The sequence below is a fragment of the Asanoa sp. NPDC050611 genome (assembly GCF_040654855.1).
Taxonomy (GTDB): domain Bacteria; phylum Actinomycetota; class Actinomycetes; order Mycobacteriales; family Micromonosporaceae; genus Asanoa.
On sequence record NZ_JBFAIU010000164.1, the window covers coordinates 1 to 16,270 of the forward strand.

Genomic DNA, 16,270 nt, shown 5'->3' on the forward strand with positions numbered 1-16,270 from the left:
ACGGCGCCACGACCGCCGCCCGCGCGGCGGACGGTGGTTCGGCCAATGGCTGACCGCGTGGTGGTGGTGACCGCGCCCGGCGAGGTCGCCATCCGGGACGTCGAGGCCGAGCCGGTGCGGCCCGGGACCTTCCGGGTCGAGACCGTCTTCTCCGGCGTGTCGGCGGGCACCGAGCTGAGCTACGTCAAAGGCACCAACCCTTATCTCGGGTCGACGTGGAACGCGGAACTAGGCCTGTTCGAGCCGGGCGCCTCGGCGTCGCCGTACCCCGTCGAGCGCCTGGGTTACATGGAGGTCGGCCGCGTGGTCGCGAGCCGGACCGCGGCGGCCCCCGAGGGTGGACTGGTCGCGATGACCTACGGCCACCGGACCGCCTGCCTGGGCGACCCGCTCGTGGATCGGGTGGTGCCGCTGCCGCCGGACCTCGACCCGATGCTCGGCGTCTACGCCGCGCACATGGGCCCGATCTGCGCCAACGGGCTGCTGCACGCCGCGGCGGACCTCGCGTCAGGAGACGTGCGGGACCTCGGCGACGGGGTGCGTGGACGGCGGGTCGCGGTTGTGGGCGCGGGCGTCGTCGCGCTGCTCACCGCCGCTCTCGCCCGCCACCACGGTGCGGCCTCGGTCGTCGTGATCGACCCGACCCCGGAGCGTCGGGCCGTCGCGGCAGCCCTCGGGTTCGAGGTGCTCGACCCGGACGGCGACGAGGACCCCGCCGTGGTGCTGAAGACCCGGTGGCGGCACGCCGCCGGCGACCGTGGCGCCGACGTCGTGTTCCAATGCCGGGGCCAGGCCTTCGCGCTGCAGCTCGCGCTGCGCCTGCTGCGGCCCCAGGGCACGGTGGTCGACCTCGCCTTCTATCAGGCGGGTGCGGACGCGGTGCGGCTCGGCGAGGAGTTTCACCACAACGGCCTCTCTGTGCGCTGTGCCCAGATCGGGCGGGTGCCGCGCGGGCTCGCCCACGCCTGGGACCGGGATCGCCTTTCCGCTGAAACCATCGACCTGCTCCGTTCTCCTTGGGGGACGCTGCTGCGTACACACCTGGTGTCGGCGGTCGTGCCCTTCGAGCAGGCGGCTGAGCTGCTCGTCGAACTCGCGGACCGCAAACGTCAGGAACTGCAGGTGATTCTGAGCGCCTGAGCCAAGATCAGGTCGGTTATCCACAGGCGGATTCGAACAGTTGTCCACAGGCTCGTGCCGGGCTCCGAATCGAGGCGTCTTCCAGGTACCGTTTCGGTCCATGGGAGTCATGCAGCGGTTGAAGAACAGGACCCAGCGGTTCCTCCAGCGGCCGGGCACGACGGTCGACCTGGCGCCGCTGCAGAAGGTGCTGCCCGAGATCGAGGCGCTGGAAGACGAGCTCAAGGAGCTCGACGACGCGGCGCTGACCGAGCGCGCCGCCGAGGCCACCGGCGTCGCCGAGATCTGTGCGCTCGGCCGCGAGGCGGCCCGGCGCGCGCTCGGTGAGCGGCCCTACGACGTCCAGCTGCTCGGCGTGCTCGCGATGCTCGGCGGCAGCGTCGCCGAGATGGCCACCGGTGAGGGCAAGACCCTGACCGCGGCGATCGCGGCCTACGGGCACGTGCGCAGCAACAACGGCCCCGTCCACGTGCTGACCGTCAACGACTACCTGGCCCGCCGCGACGCCGAGTGGATGGAGCCGGTCTACAAGCTCCTCGGCCTGTCGGTCGGCTGGGTCACCGAGTCGTCGACTCCCGAGGAGCGCAAGGCGGCCTACGCCAGCGACGTCACGTACGCGTCGGTCAGCGAGGCGGGCTTCGACTACCTGCGCGGCCAGCTCGTCACCGACGTCGACGACCGCGTCCAGGGCACGCTCGCGACGGCCATCGTCGACGAGGCCGACTCCATCCTGATCGACGAGGCGCGGGTGCCGATGGTGCTCGCGGGTGCGGTCGCGGGCGAGCAGGACCCGGTGCACGTCGCCGCCGGTGTGGTGCGCGGGCTGCGGTCCGGTCGCCACTACGAGATCGCCGACGACGGCCGCAGCGTCGCGTTCACCAGCACCGGGCTCGCCGTGGTCGAGCGCAAGCTGGGCGGCATCGACCTCTACGACGACGAGCACGTCGAGCAGCTCTCCGCGGTCAACGTCGCCCTGCACGCGCACGCGCTGCTGCACCGCGACGTCGACTACATCGTGCGCAACGGCGCGGTCGAGCTCGTCGACGAGATGCGCGGCCGGGTGGCGCAGCGTCGCCGCTGGCCCGACGGCCTGCAGGCGGCGGTGGAGGCCAAGGAGGGCCTCGACGCCACCGCCGAGGGCGAGGTGCTCGGCACGATCACGGTGCAGGCCTACATCGCGCTCTACCCGACGGTCTGCGGCATGACCGCGACCGCGGTGCTGGTCGGCGAGCAGCTGCGCGAATACTTCAAGCTCGAGGTCGCGGTCATCCCGCCCAACACGCCGTGCATCCGCGTGGACGAGCCCGACCGCATCTACGCGACCCGGCAGGAGAAGGAAGACGCGCTGGTCGCCGAGATCGCGCTCAGCCACGAGAAGGGCCGGCCCGTGCTGGTCGGCACCCTCGACGTCAAGGAGTCGGAGAGCCTCGCCAAGGCGCTCGAGGCCGCCGACATCCCGTGCCAGGTCCTCAACGCGAAGAACGACGACGAGGAAGCCGCGATCATCGCGGAGGCCGGCAAGTTCGGCGCGGTGACCGTGTCGACGCAGATGGCCGGCCGCGGTGTCGACATCCGGCTCGGTGGCAGCGACCAGGCCGACCGGGAGCGGGTCGCCGAGCTGGGCGGTCTCTACGTCCTCGGCGGCGGTCGCCACCACAGCCGGCGCGTCGACGACCAGCTTCGTGGCCGGGCCGGCCGGCAGGGCGACCCGGGCGCCTCGGCGTTCTTCGTGAGCCTCGAGGACGACCTCATCCAGCGCAACGCGCCCGACGCGATCCCGGCGTCGCCGCGGATGAACTTCGACGGCCTCGTCACGGACGACCAGGTCGACTACGCGGTCGAGCACGCGCAGCGCGTCTCCGAGGGTGTGCAGCACGAGATCCACCGCAACACCTGGCGCTACAGCGTGGTGATCGAGCAGCAGCGCAAGGCGCTGTCCGAGCGCCGCGAGCGGGTGCTGACCACCGACGTGACCGCCGAGATGCTCAAGAAGCGCAGCCCGGAGAAGTCGGAGGAGCTGGTCGAGCTCGACGAGGAGCTGCTGCCGCGGGTGGCGAGGTCGATCGCGCTCTACCACATCGACCGGTTGTGGGCCGAGCACCTGGCGGAGCTGTCGGAGGTACGCGAGGGCGTCCACCTACGCGCCCTCGGCCGCCTCGACCCCCTCGACGAGTTCCACCGCGCGGCTGTGCCGGCCTTCAACGCTCTGGTGCCGCGGATCGAGGAGCGCACGGTCGAGACGTTCGAGGAGAACGAGTTCGACAAGGACTGGACGCCGGACGACGAGACGCTGGTCCGCCCGAGTGCCACGTGGACCTATCTGGTCCACGACAACCCGTTCGGGTCGGAACTCGACCGCCTCATCGCGGCCGTCGGCCGCCGCCTCAGCTCGGGCGGAGGCAACTAGCTGCGTGGCCGCCGCCGCGCCAGCGGCGCGGCGCGCGGCTGCCGCATTGAATCGGCGCCGGCCCTGCAATGAGGCCGCGCCGGTCGTGCTGCTGCCGCATTGCGTCCGCGCTGGCCGCTGTGGTGGGGCTGTGCGGCGGCGGACCGCGCCGCGGTCGTCGCGCTGACCGCGGCGGTGGGGTAGTGCTGGCGTGATGCGCCGGGCTGGCGCATCGCGCCAGCCTCGTCCGAGCGGTTGGGCCGCCCCTGGGGACCCTGCGCTGCCGCGGTTCGTCGAGCTGACCGCGGCGGCGGCAATGATGAGGCGTGGTCCCGAAGGGGCTGGCGTATCGCATCGGCGTCCCCTCGGCGGCGGGCCACGGCGCGGCCGATCGCGGCCTGCCGCCGTTCGTCGCGCTGACCGCGGCGGCGGCAGTGCTGAGGTGTGGTCCCGAAGGGGCGGGCGTATCGCATCGGCGTCCCCTCGGCGGCGGGCCACGGCGCGGCCGATCACGGGCTGCCACGTTTGTCGCGCTGGCTTGGCGGTGGGGCCGTGCGGCGGCGCGATCGCGCGGGCCGGTGCGTGCGTCGGCGTTGGCCCGTGCGTGGGGTCGACGCGGTGCGGGTCCGGCTCGTAGCTGACGACGCTCCGTGGAGCGTTGCCGCACCCACCGCGGTTGATCTTCGTCGAAGCGGACAAATAGCGTGTCCGGGCGAGTTCGTGACGGCCGACGCAGGGCGCCTCTGAAGTTGCCCCGACGGATCTCCGGGCGAGGAGGATGGCGTGGAGGTGCGTGCCCGGGGTATTCGCGGGGACGCGCGCGGTCGCACAGGGGGCGTTCGCGTCCGCGGTGCGGGGGGAGGAAGACCGATATGGCGGGTCCGCGTTCGGGCGGGGATCCCTCCAGTCTGGTGGCGGTGGAGACCGCGGCCCTGCTGCGGGAGCTGACCGCCGGGCTGTTGGCCAGCAACGACCTCGAGGAGGCGTTGGATCATCTGGCCAAGACCAGCCGGCATGCCCTCCCGGGCGTGTCGTGGTCGAGCGTCACTCTCCTGCGTGCCGGCGAGCCGGCCAGCGTGGCCGCGTCCGATCGGCGGGCCAAGAGGCTGGACTCGCTGCAGTACGCCGCGGACGGGCCCGCGATGAGTGCCATCCGCCAGCGCGAGGTGATCCTGGCCGATGATCTGCGCACTGAGCAGCGGTGGGCGGAGTGGACGCCGCGGGCGGTGACCTACGGCGCCTGTGCCGTGCTCGCCGCGCCGGTCGACGTCGACGATCAGGTGCTCGGGTCGATCAGCTTGTACGCGAGCCGGCCCGGTGTGCTCGAGTCCGGTGCCCAGCTCACCGCCATGTTGCTCGCCGAGCACGCCGGGCTGCTGCTCGCGGCGGTGCGGGAGCGGGACCGGCGGGACTCCGTACCCAGCGATCTTGCTGACACCCTCGCGTCCGGTGAGGTGATCGGGCAGGCGATCGGTGTCGTGATGATGCAGCGGCGCTGTCCGCCGGCTGAGGCGCTCGACGTGCTGCGCGGTGCGTCCGCCGCGTTGTCCATCCCTGTCGAGGACGTCGCGCGGCGGCTGGTGCGGTCCGCCGAGGACCGGGCGCGGGCCAGCTGACTGTCGGCAGTGGAGGGTGCCAAACCGCTGGCCGAAGCGGCGAGCCCGAACGGATGGCGCTAACACCGTCTAAACCGTATCGATCGGGTGAATCGGGCGACGTGGGTTTTCGTCCGGGCGTTTCGGGTAATGCCGCGTGACACCCTGACCACGACTCAACGGGTGGAGGAGTACGTGGATACCCGCCTTCGGATCTCCGGCCATCCGATTCAGCCGGTGCTGATGACCTTTCCGGTCGGCCTCTTCGTGTGCGCCGTCGTGTTCGACGTCGGGCGCCTCGTCGGCGCTCCGTCGATCGTCGGCGAAGTGGGCTACTGGACCGCGGTCGCCGGCCTCGTCGCGACCGCGTTGACGATGGTCGCCGGCCTGGTCGACCTCTGGGACGTGCCCGCCGGCCCGGCCCGCCGCGACGTGCTGACGTTCAACGCGGTCAACGCCGCGATGGCCGGCATCTTCCTGGTGGTCTGCCTGATGCGCGCGGGCAGCGGCCACCCGCTGGCGAGCGTGCCGATGGTCATCATGGAGCTCCTGGCTCTCGGCGTCGGCGTGTTCGGCATCCGGCTCGGCGCGGGCCTCATGCGCCGCTTCGGCACGATGGCGGGGGACCGGGGCAGCCCGAGCGGCCGCCGCCTGATCGCGACGCCGGCGGCCGACGGACCAGGCACCGTGTACGCCACGAACCGCGCCGCACACCGCGCCGGCCTGACTGTCCGCCAACCGTCGCCGAACGACATGGACCTCACCACCGAGTTCCGCCCGGGCCTCGGCGGCCTGAGCGGCCTGGGCGCCGACGGCCGCAACCCGGCCTGATCCGACCCGGCCCACGCTAGGCGCCCGCGATCCCGGGGCGCTCTGCGGCGCCCACCGCCTCGTCGGCGACCACGGGGGCCACTGGTTTGCTCGACCGCGGCCATGACCGGGTGGTGTGGCCATCCTGTGGGTTCCGTGGCATGACGCCAACCACCGGCCGCGCGCTCGAATGGGCGGCCGTAAGCGGGAGCCGGGCGGCTCCCGAACCGAGGCAGCGGCCGCGTCGCACACCAGGCGAGTTCTCCGGATTGGCCGTGCGACATGGACGGTGCGATCAACGACTGGCCGGCAGACGGTCAGAGGATGCGGGTCACGCGTTCCGTCGCGACACGGGCGTCCAGCCGCGAGCGGTCCAGGTTCGCGCACAGCACCACCGACGCACCCACCGACAGCGGAGCCAGCAGCCACTTCACCGGGTGCTCGTGCTCCGCCGCGTCGACCAGCAGACGATCGCCGCGTGACAAGGACGCCTGGCCCGCGAGTTCCTGCGCGAGCAACCCCCATTGCGCGTACGTCGTCCCGTCCGGCGTCGCCGCGTCGGTGGCCCGGAGGAAGACCGACGGGTCCGGATCACCCGCGTGCGCCCCGATGGCCGGCAGGAACTCCGCGTACCCGTCCGGCGTCGCCACCGGCCGCTTTTCGTCGCCCACCGAGAACAGGAAGCGGTGTGTCGCCGCCGGGACGTCGACCAGCCAGTCGTCCAACGCGCCGCGGGACACGAACAGCGCCTCTAACGGTTCCGCGCCACCCGGCTCCAGGGACGGCAACCCGGCCGTCGCCGACAGGCGGAACGACACCGCCACCCCGGCCGACCACGCGCCCAGCAGCGCCGCCGCCGTCTGCCAGTGCGGTGGCAGCACCACCGCCACGCGGCTGCCCGGGCCCAGGCCGCGCGAGGTCAGCAGCGACGCCGTCGAAGCCGCCAGCGCACCCAGCTCGCCCGCCGTCAGCGCGACGTGCGCACCCGAAGCGTCGTCGTAGAACGAGAGCAGCGGGTCCGCGTGCGCGACGAGCGAGTCCACGCCGGACACCCTACCGTCAGCCCGGCAGCGCGCCCTCGGCCACGCACGCCGCGCGCAGCGCCGCGCCCTCGTCCGAGCCCGGGTGCAGCACCACGAGCGGGCCCTGCCACACCACCCCCGCCTGCAGCGCCCGCACGCCCTGCTCGCGCAGCGCCGCCCGCGACGACCGCGCGAACATCGACTGCAGCTTCCGGTACTCGCCCTCGCTCAACGAGAACGGCGCACGCTGCGCGAAGGTGCCGCACGCCCGCACGCCCGGGTCCTCCCGGATCTGGGAGTCGTACGTCATCCACGCGCTGGCCGTCAGGATCACGATGAGCGCGCCGGCGATCAGCCCGATGAAAATGCGCCGGGCTCGGGGGGTCATCTGCCACTCGGGCGTGGCGGCCTGCGACGTGGACATGAGGGCAGCTCCGTGGCGGGCACCAGCGGGACCAAGCCATTGAACAGGACGAAACCGCCCATGACCCATCGTCGATGGCCATAACCACACGATCGACGTGCGGTGCCGGCAGAACGGGCTACCCCGTCAGTGGTACGCCCGCCGGTGCTCGGCCAGCAGGTCCGCCCCGAAGTCCGCCGACGGCCGCCGCAGGACCGTGTGCGCGTGGTTGCCGCCGGCCGTGTTGTCGTACTCGATCAAGAGGTCCGCGGCCTGGAGCCGGTAGTAGAACGGAACCCCGGGGCGCGCGGGCCCGGCCCACGCGAACCGCAGCGACTCCAGCGACGGGCTCAGCTCGTCCGCCAACGACTCCGGCAGCCGGTCGAGGTAGACCGCCACCAACTGCGCGAGCAGCGCACCGGCCGCCGGGTTCAGCGACGTCGCCGACACACCCGCCGGCGCCAGCTCGGACGCGGCCGGCGACGTGCCGCTCGCGATGTCCGGCGGCGGCTGCTCGGCGAACACCGCCAGCGAGTGCTCCGTCGGCGACAGCGCGGCCAGCAGCGCGAACGCCACGTCCTCCTCGGCGGACAGCGGCCGCGACACGGTATGCGCGCCGTAGGAGACGCGGGCCGGGTTGGCGCCGAAGAACACGGGCGCCGGCGAGACAACGGAGTCCACGACGGTCATCGACACCGACAGGTGGTGCCCCTCGAACCGCCACGACCACGGCGCGGCGGACCCGGGCGTCCCGAACACCGACACCCAGTAGTCGAGCAGGTGCCGCCCGCGGGCGAACCCCTCCGCGTGGTCGAGCACCTCCTCCAACGACACGATCGACAACGCCTGGGCGTACGCGTGCGGGCTCAAGCCGGTGGCCAGCAGTCGGAAAGCCGCCTTCCGGGCCGCGTCGTCGAGCGAGGCCAGCGAGACACCGGGGCGGGTCCGTGGCCGGTACTCGATCCACCGCCGTCCCGAGTCGTCGAACGGATAGGGCAGCGGAGGCCCGACCAGCGAGAGCAGGTCACCAGCTGCCGCCGACATCGCAGCGGCCAAGGAAGATGTCACAGGTAAAGCCTAGGATCAAGAACGTGGGAGATGTCCGCCGGATCGACCTCGGCTACTTCGTCCGCCCGGCGGAGGAGGCCGGCGCCGAGCACCCCAGGGTCGAGCCGGTCTACGGCTACCTCGTCCGCCGCCCCGAGGGCCTGCTGCTCTTCGACACGGGCATGGGCGCGCACCCCGACGTCGATGCCCACTACAAGCCGACCCGGAGACCCCTGCGCGCGGCCCTCGACAAAGCCGGCGTCAGCACCGACGACGTCACGATGGTCGTCAACTGCCACCTCCATTTCGACCACTGCGGCGGCAACCCCGAGTTCGCCACCAAACCGATCGTGGTGCAGCGCGAAGAGCTGGCCACCGCGCGCACGACCACCGACTACACGCTCCCCGAGCTGGTCGACTTCGCCGGCGCCCACTACCTCGAGATCAGTGGCGAGAGCGAGCTCTGGCCGGGCGTCTGGGTCATCCCGACCCCGGGCCACACCGACGGGCACCAGTCCGTGGCCGTCCGCCGCACCGACGGCACGGTGGTCCTCGCCGGCCAGGCCCGGGACGACGCCACCACGTACGGCCGGGACGTGCTCGCCGCCAACGAGCCCGGCATCCCGCACCCGAAATGGGTCGAAAGGCTCAAGGAGCTCGACCCGAAAGCGGTCGTCTTCGCCCACGACGCCGCGGTTTGGATGCCCGGCGAACGAAAGGACTGACGTGTTCCACGTCGATGTCACCGTCCGCGGCTACGAGCTGGACAGCCTGGGCCACCTCAACCAGGCCGTCTACCTCCAGTACGCCGAGCACGCCCGGTGGGAGATCCTGCGCGCCGCCGGCCTCAGCCAGGAGGCGCTCCTGCGGTCCGGCGTCGCCCCGGTCGCCATGGAGACCACCATCAGATACCGGCGCGAGCTGCGCGCCGGCGACGAGGTCACGGTCTCCTGCGAGTTCGTCTGGGGCGACGGCCGCACCTTCGGCGTCCACCAGGAGATCCGCAAGAGCGACGGCACCCTCGCGGCCGAGGTGGACGGGCTCGGCGGACTCATCGACCTGAAGACCCGCAAACTGGTCGCGGACCCCAAGGAACGCTGGAAGGCGATCACTCCCGAACCCGCCACGCTGGGCCTGTAAACCTGTCGGATGACTCGCCTCGGTCATAGGCTGAACGGATTCACGCTGGCCGGGGACAGGGAGGTTCCGATGGCGGACAACATCCGCGCTGCGCTCGTGCAGACGAGCTGGACCGGCGACAAAGAGTCGATGATCAAGGCTCATGAGGAGTACGCCCGCCAGGCGGCCGCACAGGGCGCCAAGGTCATCTGCTTCCAGGAGCTCTTCTACGGCCCCTACTTCTGCCAGGTGCAGGACAAGCAGTACTACTCGTACGCCGAGAGCATCCCGGGCCCGACCACCGAGCGCTTCCAGGCGCTGGCGAAAGAGCTCGGCCTGGTCATGATCTTGCCGATGTACGAGCAGGAGCAGCCCGGCATCCTCTACAACACCGCGGCCGTGGTCGACGCGGACGGCAGCTACCTCGGCAAATACCGGAAGACGCACATCCCGCAGGTGAAGGGCTTCTGGGAGAAGTTCTACTTCCGGCCCGGCAACCTCGGCTACCCGACGTTCGACACCGCGGTCGGCCGGATCGGCGTCTACATCTGCTACGACCGGCACTTCCCCGAGGGCTGGCGGGCGCTGGGCCTGGCCGGCGCGCGGATCGTCTTCAACCCGAGCGCCACCCACCGCGGCCTGTCGAGCTATCTCTGGAAGCTGGAGCAGCCGGCGAGCGCGGTCGCCAACGAGTACTTCATCGGCGCCATCAACCGCACCGGCATCGAACCCCTCGGCGAGAACGACTTCTACGGCACGTCCTACTTCGTCGACCCCGAGGGCAAGTTCGTCGGCGAGACCGGTGACGCGCACGAGCCCGAGCTGATCGTCCGCGACCTCGACATGGAGCTGCTCGAAGAGGTCCGCGACCGCTGGCAGTTCTACCGGGACCGCCGCCCCGACGCCTACGACCAGCTCGTCCAGCCCTGAGGAGCGAAACCAATGACCCTGCTCATCACCGGTGGCGAGGTGGTCGGCCCGACCGGCCGCTTCGCCGCCGACGTGCTGGTCGACGGCGAGACGATCAGCGCACTCCTCGCACCGGGCACCTGGTCGGGTCAGCCCGAGCAGACCATCGACGCGACCGGCAAGCTCGTCATCCCCGGCGGCATCGACGTGCACACCCACATGAAGCTGCCGTTCGGTGGCACGTTCGCGTCCGACGACTTCGACACGGGCACGAAGGCGGCGGCGTACGGCGGCACCACCACGATCGTCGACTTCGCCGTGCAGCGCACCGGCGAGGTCGTGCAGGACGGCCTGGCCGCCTGGCACGCGCTGGCCGACGGCAACGCGCACATCGACTACGGCTTCCACATGATCATCGGTGGCGTCGACGACGACGCGCTCAAGGCGATGGACCAGCTCGTCGCCGACGAGGGCGTGACCAGCTTCAAGCTGTTCATGGCCTATCCGGGCGTCTTCTACTCCGACGACGGCAAGGTCCTGCGGGCGATGCAGACCGCGCGCGAGAACGGCGCGACGATCATGATGCACGCCGAGAACGGCATCGCGATCGACGTGCTGGTCGCCCAGGCCCTCGCGAAGGGGCAGACCGACCCGGTCTACCACGGCATCACCCGCCCCTCGATCCTGGAGGGCGAGGCCACCCACCGGGCCATCGCCCTCGCGCAGGTCGCGAAGGACACCCCCCTCTACTTCGTGCACCTGAGCGCGAGCGAGGCCCTCGCCGAGGTGGCCGCGGCCCGCGACGCCGGCCGCAACGTGTTCGCCGAGACCTGCCCGCAATACCTCTACCTGACCCTGGAGGACCAGCTCGGCGCGCCCGGCTTCGAGGGCGCCAAGTGGGTCGCCTCGCCGCCGCTGCGACCGAAGAACGAGTCGCACCGCGACGACCTCTGGCGCGGCCTGCGCACCAACGACCTGGCGATCGTGTCGACCGACCACTGCCCGTTCTGCATGAAGGACCAGAAGGAACTGGGGCTCGGCGACTTCTCCAAGATCCCCAACGGCATCGGCACGGTCGAGCACCGGGTCGACCTGGTCTACCAGGGCGTCGCCGAGGGCAAGCTGTCCGTCGAGCGCTGGGTCGAGACGATCGCGACCACGCCGGCCCGGATGTTCGGGCTCTACCCCCGCAAGGGCGTGATCGCGCCGGGCTCCGACGCGGACATCGTGCTCTACGACCCCAACGGGCGCACGACGATCAGCGCCGCGACCCACCACATGAACCTCGACTACTCGGCGTGGGAGGGCGTGGAGATCGCCGGCAAGGTCGACACGGTCATCTCCCGCGGCGAGGTGCTCGTCGACCGCGACGGCACCTACCACGGTCGCAAGGGCCGCGGTCGCTATCTCAAGCGCGGCCTGTCCTCCTACCTACGGTGAAGGTGAGCCCCATGCGTCAGGTTCCACACTGGATCGGCGGCCGCGAGGTCGACGGCACGGGCACGCGCCGGCTGCCCGTCTTCGATCCGGCCACCGGCGAGATCCAGGCCGAGGTGGTCGCCGCCACCGCCGAGGAGGTACGCACGGCGGTGCAGACCGCGCTCGCCGCGCAACCGGCCTGGCGGGCGGCCAGCCTGTCCCGCCGCGCCGAGGTGATGTTCCGGTTCCGCGACCTGGTCGACGGGCACCGCAAGGAGATCGCCTCGCTGCTGTCATCGGAGCACGGCAAGACGATCGCGGACGCGGCCGGCGAGGTCGCCCGCGGCCTGGAGAACGCCGAGTTCGCGGCCGGCGCGCCGCACCTGCTCAAGGGCGGCTACAGCGAGCAGGCCGCCGGCGGCGTCGACGTCTACTCGATCCAGCAGCCGCTCGGAGTGGTCGCCGGCATCACGCCGTTCAACTTCCCGGCGATGGTGCCGATGTGGATGTTCTGCAACGCGCTGGTCGCGGGCAACGGTTTCGTGCTCAAGCCCAGCGAGAAGGACCCGTCGGTCTCGCTGCTGCTGGCCGACCTGCTGCGCCGCGCCGGGCTGCCCGACGGCGTCTTCAACGTCATCCAGGGCGACAAGGAGGCCGTGGACGCGCTGCTGGCCGACCCTGACGTCAAGGCGGTCAGCTTCGTCGGATCGACGCCGGTGGCGCGGTCGATCTACGAGACCGGCACCCGCAACGGCAAGCGCGTGCAGGCGCTCGGCGGTGCGAAGAACCACATGGTCGTGCTGCCGGACGCCGACGTGCCGGCGGCCGCCGACGCCGCGGTCTCCGCCGGGTTCGGGTCGGCGGGGGAGCGGTGCATGGCGGTCTCGGTCGTGGTCGCGGTCGGCTCGGTCGGCGACCGGCTGGTCGAGGAGATCGCCACCCGGATCGGGCGCATCAAGGTCGGCGCGGCCAGCGACCCCGACGCCGAGATGGGCCCGCTGATCAGCAGCGCGCACCGCGACAAGGTGCGCTCCTATCTGGACGGTGAGGGCGGCGAGGTCGTGGTCGACGGCCGCCAGGCTGACATCTCCGGCAGTCCCGGCTTCTTCCTCGCACCGTCGCTCGTGGACAAGGTGGACACCGGCTCGCCGTACTACACCGACGAGATCTTCGGCCCGGTGCTGTCCGTCGTCCGGGTCGACACGTACGACGACGCCGTGAAGCTCGTCAACGACAACCCCTGGGGCAACGGCACCGCCATCTTCACCCGCGACGGCGGCGCGGCCCGGCGCTATCAGTACGACGTCGACTGCGGCATGGTCGGCGTCAACGTGCCCATCCCGGTGCCGGTCGCCTACTACAGCTTCGGCGGCTGGAAGGCGTCGCTCTTCGGCGACCTGCACATGTACGGGCCGGACGGCCTGCGCTTCTACACCCGCACCAAGGTCGTCACCTCCCGCTGGCCGGACCCGGCCACCAGCGAGGTCGACCTCGGGTTCCCCAAAGTCCGGTAGAGAGAGGTACGTGGATGGACATCGGTGTCGTCTTCCAGTGCGACCCGCCGGCCAGCGAGGTCGTCCGCCTCGCGCAGCAGGCGGAGACGCTCGGCTTCAGTCACGTGTGGACGTTCGATTCCCACCTGCTCTGGGAGGAGCCGTTCGTCATCTACAGCCAGATCCTCGCCCAGACGTCCCGGGTGACGGTCGGCCCGATGGTCACGAACCCGGGGACCCGTGACTGGACGGTGACGGCATCGCTGTTCGCCACGCTCAACGAGATGTTCGGCAACCGGACGGTCTGCGGCATCGGCCGGGGCGACTCGGCCCTGCGGACCCTCGGCTACAAGCCCACGACGATCGCCGAGCTGCGCGAGTGCGTCACGCTGATCCGCGAGCTGGCGCACGGCCGGGAGGCCGACTACAAGGGCCGACCGGTGCATTTTCCCTGGGTACGCGACGGCGCGCTGGAGATGTGGATCGCCGCGTACGGGCCGAAGGCGCTGGCGCTGGCGGGGGAGGTGGGCGACGGGTACATCCTGCAGCTCGCCGACCCCGACATCGCCGCGTGGATGATCAAATCGGTGCGGACGGCGGCCGAGCGGGCCGGCCGTGACCCGGCGGCGATCAAGTTCTGCGTCGCCGCACCGGCCTACGTCGGCGACGACCTGGCACACCAGCGCGAGCAGACCCGCTGGTTCGGCGGCATGGTCGGCAACCACGTCGCCGACATCGTCGGCCGCTACGGCGAGTCCGGTGCGGTGCCGCAGGCACTGACCGACTACATCCGCGGCCGGCACGGCTACGACTACGCCGAGCACGGGCGGGCCGGCAACACGCACACCGACTTCGTACCCGACGAGATCGTCGACCGGTTCTGTGTCCTGGGTCCGGTCGAGGCTCACCTCGAGAAGCTGCGGGAACTGCGGGCGCTCGGCGTCGACCAGTTCGCGCTCTACCTGCAGCACGACGACAAGGAACACACCCTCCAGGCGTACGGGGAGAAGATCATCCCGGCCCTGGCCGCGGCGGCACCGTCACCCCGATGAACCGCCGGCTGCGGCTGGTCCTCGGCGTCGGTGCCGCGCTCGTCGTCGGCGTCGCGCTCTGGGAGGGATACAAGGCTGTCGGCGACCCCGACGGCACCGTCCTGTTCGGAGCGCGGGTCTTGCCCCGCACCGACGACGCGGCGATGCCGCACGTGTGGACGATCCTGTCCCGGTTCGGCGAGCCCGAGCTGGCCGGTGGCGACCCGATCTGGCTGGTGGTGCTGCAGGCGTGCCTGTTCACGCTGCGCAGCGTCGCCATCGGGTTCGTCGCGGGCGGCCTGATCGGGCTGCTGCTCGCCGTGCTGATGCAGCGGCTGCGGGTCGTCGAGCGCGGGCTGCTGCCCTACGTGATCCTGTCGCAGACCGTCCCGCTGATCGCGCTCGCGCCGGTGATCGCGGGCTGGGGCGGCCGGCTGTCCATCGGCACGTACCCCTGGCAGCCCTGGATGTCCGTCACCGTGATCGCCATGTACCTGGCGTTCTTCCCGGTCGCGGTCGGCATGCTGCGCGGGCTGCAGTCGCCGGCCCCGATCGCCGAGGAGCTGATGCGCAGCTACGCCGCCGGCTGGTGGCAGACGCTGGTCAAGCTTCGGCTCCCGGCGTCCACTCCGTACCTGTTCCCGGCACTGCGGCTGGCGGCCGCCGCGGCGGTGGTCGGAGCCGTCGTCGGCGAGATTTCCACCGGGACCCGTGGTGGCGTCGGTCGATTGGTGATCGAATACTCCCGGGAGGCCACCACCGACCCCGCCAAGGTCTTCACGGCGATGATCGGCGCGGCCGCCCTCGGGCTGGCGGTCGCCGGGGTCGTCGGCCTGTCCGAGTTCCTGGTGGGACAGCGGAGGGTGCGCGCATGAGCGCAGTGATGCTCGAGGGTGTGTCCAAGGTGTTCAACGCCGGCCGGGCCGACGAGGTCACCGCGCTGACCGGCGTCGACCTGACCGTGGCCGGCGGCGAGTTCGTGTCGCTGATCGGGCCGTCGGGCTGTGGCAAGTCCACGTTGCTGCGGCTGGTCGGCGACCTGATCCAGCCCAGCGCCGGCACGGTCACCGTCGCCGGCAAGCCGGCCCGCACCGCCCGCGTCGACCAGGAGTACGGGATCGCGTTCCAGCAGGCCGGGCTCTTCGACTGGCGCACCGTGCAACGCAACGTCGAGCTGCCGCTGGAGCTGCGCGGATCGTCCCGCAAGGAGCGGGCCGAGCGGGCCCGGGAGATGCTCGAGCTGGTCGGGCTGGTGGAGTTCGCGGGGCACTACCCGGCCCAGCTCTCCGGCGGCATGCAGCAGCGGGTGGCGATCGCCCGGGCGCTGGCCGTGCACCCGCCGCTGCTGCTGATGGACGAGCCGTTCGGCGCCCTCGACGAGATGACCCGGGAGCGGCTCCAGGACGAGCTGCTGCGGATCTGCGCCAGCACCGGCACCAGCACCATATTCGTCACCCACTCCATACCCGAGGCCGTCTACCTCTCCGACCGGGTCGTCGTGATGTCGGCCCGACCGGGCCGGATCACCGACGTCGTCCCGATCGACCTCGGCGCACGGGGCGAGACGACCCGGCAGTCGCCGGGCTTCTTCACCGGCATCACCAAGGTCCGCCGAGCCCTGCGCGGCGACGCGGTTCCGGCGGAAGCGCCGGCATGACGACGGCCGTCGACCCGGTGGTCGCGGCCGACCCCACCGCGCCCGTCATCGGCCGCCGCCGGCGCGGCCGTCCGTTCCTCGCGGTGCTCCCGCCGCTGCTCGTCGGCGTCGCCGGCCTGCTGCTCTGGGAGCTGACCGTCAAGCTCGGCCGGGTCGCACCCTACGTGCTGCCCGCGCCGTCGGCTCCCCAACTTCGGGCTGCAGGAATACATGCGGCACACGCCGGAGACCGACGCGGT

The 16,270-nt window shown here is 71.5% G+C and carries 15 protein-coding genes and 1 pseudogene; 13 read left to right on the forward strand and 3 right to left on the reverse strand.

Annotated features, from left to right (window positions below; all coding sequences use genetic code 11):
- Positions 1-45: 45 nt before the first annotated feature.
- The 4 genes from AB0H87_RS23840 (at position 46) to AB0H87_RS23855 (ending at position 5,952) form a co-directional block, all read left to right on the forward strand.
- A complete protein-coding gene (locus tag AB0H87_RS23840; protein ID WP_360149516.1) occupies positions 46-1,140 on the forward strand; it encodes a zinc-binding alcohol dehydrogenase in 1,095 nt (364 codons plus the stop codon).
- Between the two features lie 100 nt (positions 1,141-1,240).
- Positions 1,241-3,547, forward strand: a complete 2,307-nt coding sequence (secA2, locus tag AB0H87_RS23845; RefSeq protein WP_360149519.1) for an accessory Sec system translocase SecA2 — start codon at positions 1,241-1,243, stop codon at positions 3,545-3,547.
- 851 nt (positions 3,548-4,398) lie between these two features.
- The gene (locus AB0H87_RS23850; RefSeq protein ID WP_360149522.1) at positions 4,399-5,142 is read left to right on the forward strand and encodes a GAF and ANTAR domain-containing protein; all 744 of its coding nucleotides are present in this window, start codon (positions 4,399-4,401) and stop codon (positions 5,140-5,142) included.
- A gap of 174 nt (positions 5,143-5,316) precedes the next feature.
- Positions 5,317-5,952: a DUF2231 domain-containing protein gene (locus AB0H87_RS23855; RefSeq protein ID WP_360149525.1), complete on the forward strand. Its 636-nt coding sequence runs from the start codon at positions 5,317-5,319 to the stop codon at positions 5,950-5,952.
- Positions 5,953-6,248: 296 nt separating this feature from the next.
- Here AB0H87_RS23855 and AB0H87_RS23860 read toward each other — a convergent pair whose 3' ends face one another.
- The 3 genes from AB0H87_RS23860 to AB0H87_RS23870 all read right to left on the reverse strand — a co-directional run bounded on the left by AB0H87_RS23860 (position 6,249) and on the right by AB0H87_RS23870 (position 8,424).
- The gene (locus tag AB0H87_RS23860; protein ID WP_360149528.1) at positions 6,249-6,974 is read right to left on the reverse strand and encodes a TIGR03089 family protein; all 726 of its coding nucleotides are present in this window, start codon (positions 6,972-6,974) and stop codon (positions 6,249-6,251) included.
- 16 nt (positions 6,975-6,990) lie between these two features.
- Positions 6,991-7,377, reverse strand: a complete 387-nt coding sequence (locus AB0H87_RS23865) for a hypothetical protein (RefSeq protein WP_360149531.1) — start codon at positions 7,375-7,377, stop codon at positions 6,991-6,993.
- Between the two features lie 126 nt (positions 7,378-7,503).
- Entirely contained in the window at positions 7,504-8,424 is a 921-nt protein-coding gene (locus AB0H87_RS23870) for a DUF3500 domain-containing protein (RefSeq protein ID WP_360149534.1), read from the reverse strand.
- A gap of 23 nt (positions 8,425-8,447) precedes the next feature.
- On the opposite strand from AB0H87_RS23870, the gene AB0H87_RS23875 reads away from it, so the two are divergent.
- The 9 genes and pseudogenes from AB0H87_RS23875 to AB0H87_RS23915 all read left to right on the forward strand — a co-directional run.
- Entirely contained in the window at positions 8,448-9,128 is a 681-nt protein-coding gene (locus AB0H87_RS23875; RefSeq protein ID WP_360149537.1) for an N-acyl homoserine lactonase family protein, read from the forward strand.
- A 1-nt stretch (position 9,129) separates the two neighbouring features.
- Positions 9,130-9,543, forward strand: a complete 414-nt coding sequence (locus AB0H87_RS23880) for a thioesterase family protein (protein ID WP_360149540.1) — start codon at positions 9,130-9,132, stop codon at positions 9,541-9,543.
- 69 nt (positions 9,544-9,612) lie between these two features.
- A complete protein-coding gene (locus tag AB0H87_RS23885) occupies positions 9,613-10,452 on the forward strand; it encodes a nitrilase-related carbon-nitrogen hydrolase (protein WP_360149543.1) in 840 nt (279 codons plus the stop codon).
- Positions 10,453-10,464: 12 nt separating this feature from the next.
- A complete protein-coding gene (hydA, locus tag AB0H87_RS23890; protein WP_360149546.1) occupies positions 10,465-11,871 on the forward strand; it encodes a dihydropyrimidinase in 1,407 nt (468 codons plus the stop codon).
- A gap of 11 nt (positions 11,872-11,882) precedes the next feature.
- On the forward strand, positions 11,883-13,364 hold the full coding sequence (locus AB0H87_RS23895; RefSeq protein WP_360149549.1) for a CoA-acylating methylmalonate-semialdehyde dehydrogenase: 1,482 nt from the start codon (positions 11,883-11,885) through the stop codon (positions 13,362-13,364).
- Between the two features lie 14 nt (positions 13,365-13,378).
- Positions 13,379-14,395, forward strand: coding sequence for a TIGR03842 family LLM class F420-dependent oxidoreductase (locus AB0H87_RS23900; protein ID WP_360149552.1), 1,017 nt, complete (start codon positions 13,379-13,381; stop codon positions 14,393-14,395).
- Positions 14,392-15,249, forward strand: a complete 858-nt coding sequence (locus AB0H87_RS23905) for an ABC transporter permease subunit (protein ID WP_360149555.1) — start codon at positions 14,392-14,394, stop codon at positions 15,247-15,249. The genes AB0H87_RS23900 and AB0H87_RS23905 overlap by 4 nt, the downstream gene beginning before the upstream one ends.
- Entirely contained in the window at positions 15,246-16,031 is a 786-nt protein-coding gene (locus tag AB0H87_RS23910; protein ID WP_360149558.1) for an ABC transporter ATP-binding protein, read from the forward strand. Before AB0H87_RS23905 ends, AB0H87_RS23910 begins: the two co-directional genes overlap by 4 nt.
- Positions 16,028-16,270 (forward strand): annotated as a pseudogene (locus tag AB0H87_RS23915) (hypothetical protein); the annotation flags it as partial. The gene AB0H87_RS23910 and the pseudogene AB0H87_RS23915, both read left to right, overlap by 4 nt.

Coding starts and splice junctions, on each gene's coding strand:
- AB0H87_RS23840 (WP_360149516.1), top strand. CDS start 46: ATGGCTGACCGCGTGGTGGTGGTGACCGCGCCCGGCGAGGTCGCCATC.
- secA2 (WP_360149519.1), top strand. CDS start 1,241: ATGGGAGTCATGCAGCGGTTGAAGAACAGGACCCAGCGGTTCCTCCAG.
- AB0H87_RS23850 (WP_360149522.1), top strand. CDS start 4,399: ATGGCGGGTCCGCGTTCGGGCGGGGATCCCTCCAGTCTGGTGGCGGTG.
- AB0H87_RS23865 (WP_360149531.1), bottom strand. CDS start 7,377: ATGTCCACGTCGCAGGCCGCCACGCCCGAGTGGCAGATGACCCCCCGA.
- AB0H87_RS23885 (WP_360149543.1), top strand. CDS start 9,613: ATGGCGGACAACATCCGCGCTGCGCTCGTGCAGACGAGCTGGACCGGC.
- hydA (WP_360149546.1), top strand. CDS start 10,465: ATGACCCTGCTCATCACCGGTGGCGAGGTGGTCGGCCCGACCGGCCGC.
- AB0H87_RS23895 (WP_360149549.1), top strand. CDS start 11,883: ATGCGTCAGGTTCCACACTGGATCGGCGGCCGCGAGGTCGACGGCACG.
- AB0H87_RS23900 (WP_360149552.1), top strand. CDS start 13,379: ATGGACATCGGTGTCGTCTTCCAGTGCGACCCGCCGGCCAGCGAGGTC.
- AB0H87_RS23905 (WP_360149555.1), top strand. CDS start 14,392: ATGAACCGCCGGCTGCGGCTGGTCCTCGGCGTCGGTGCCGCGCTCGTC.
- AB0H87_RS23910 (WP_360149558.1), top strand. CDS start 15,246: ATGAGCGCAGTGATGCTCGAGGGTGTGTCCAAGGTGTTCAACGCCGGC.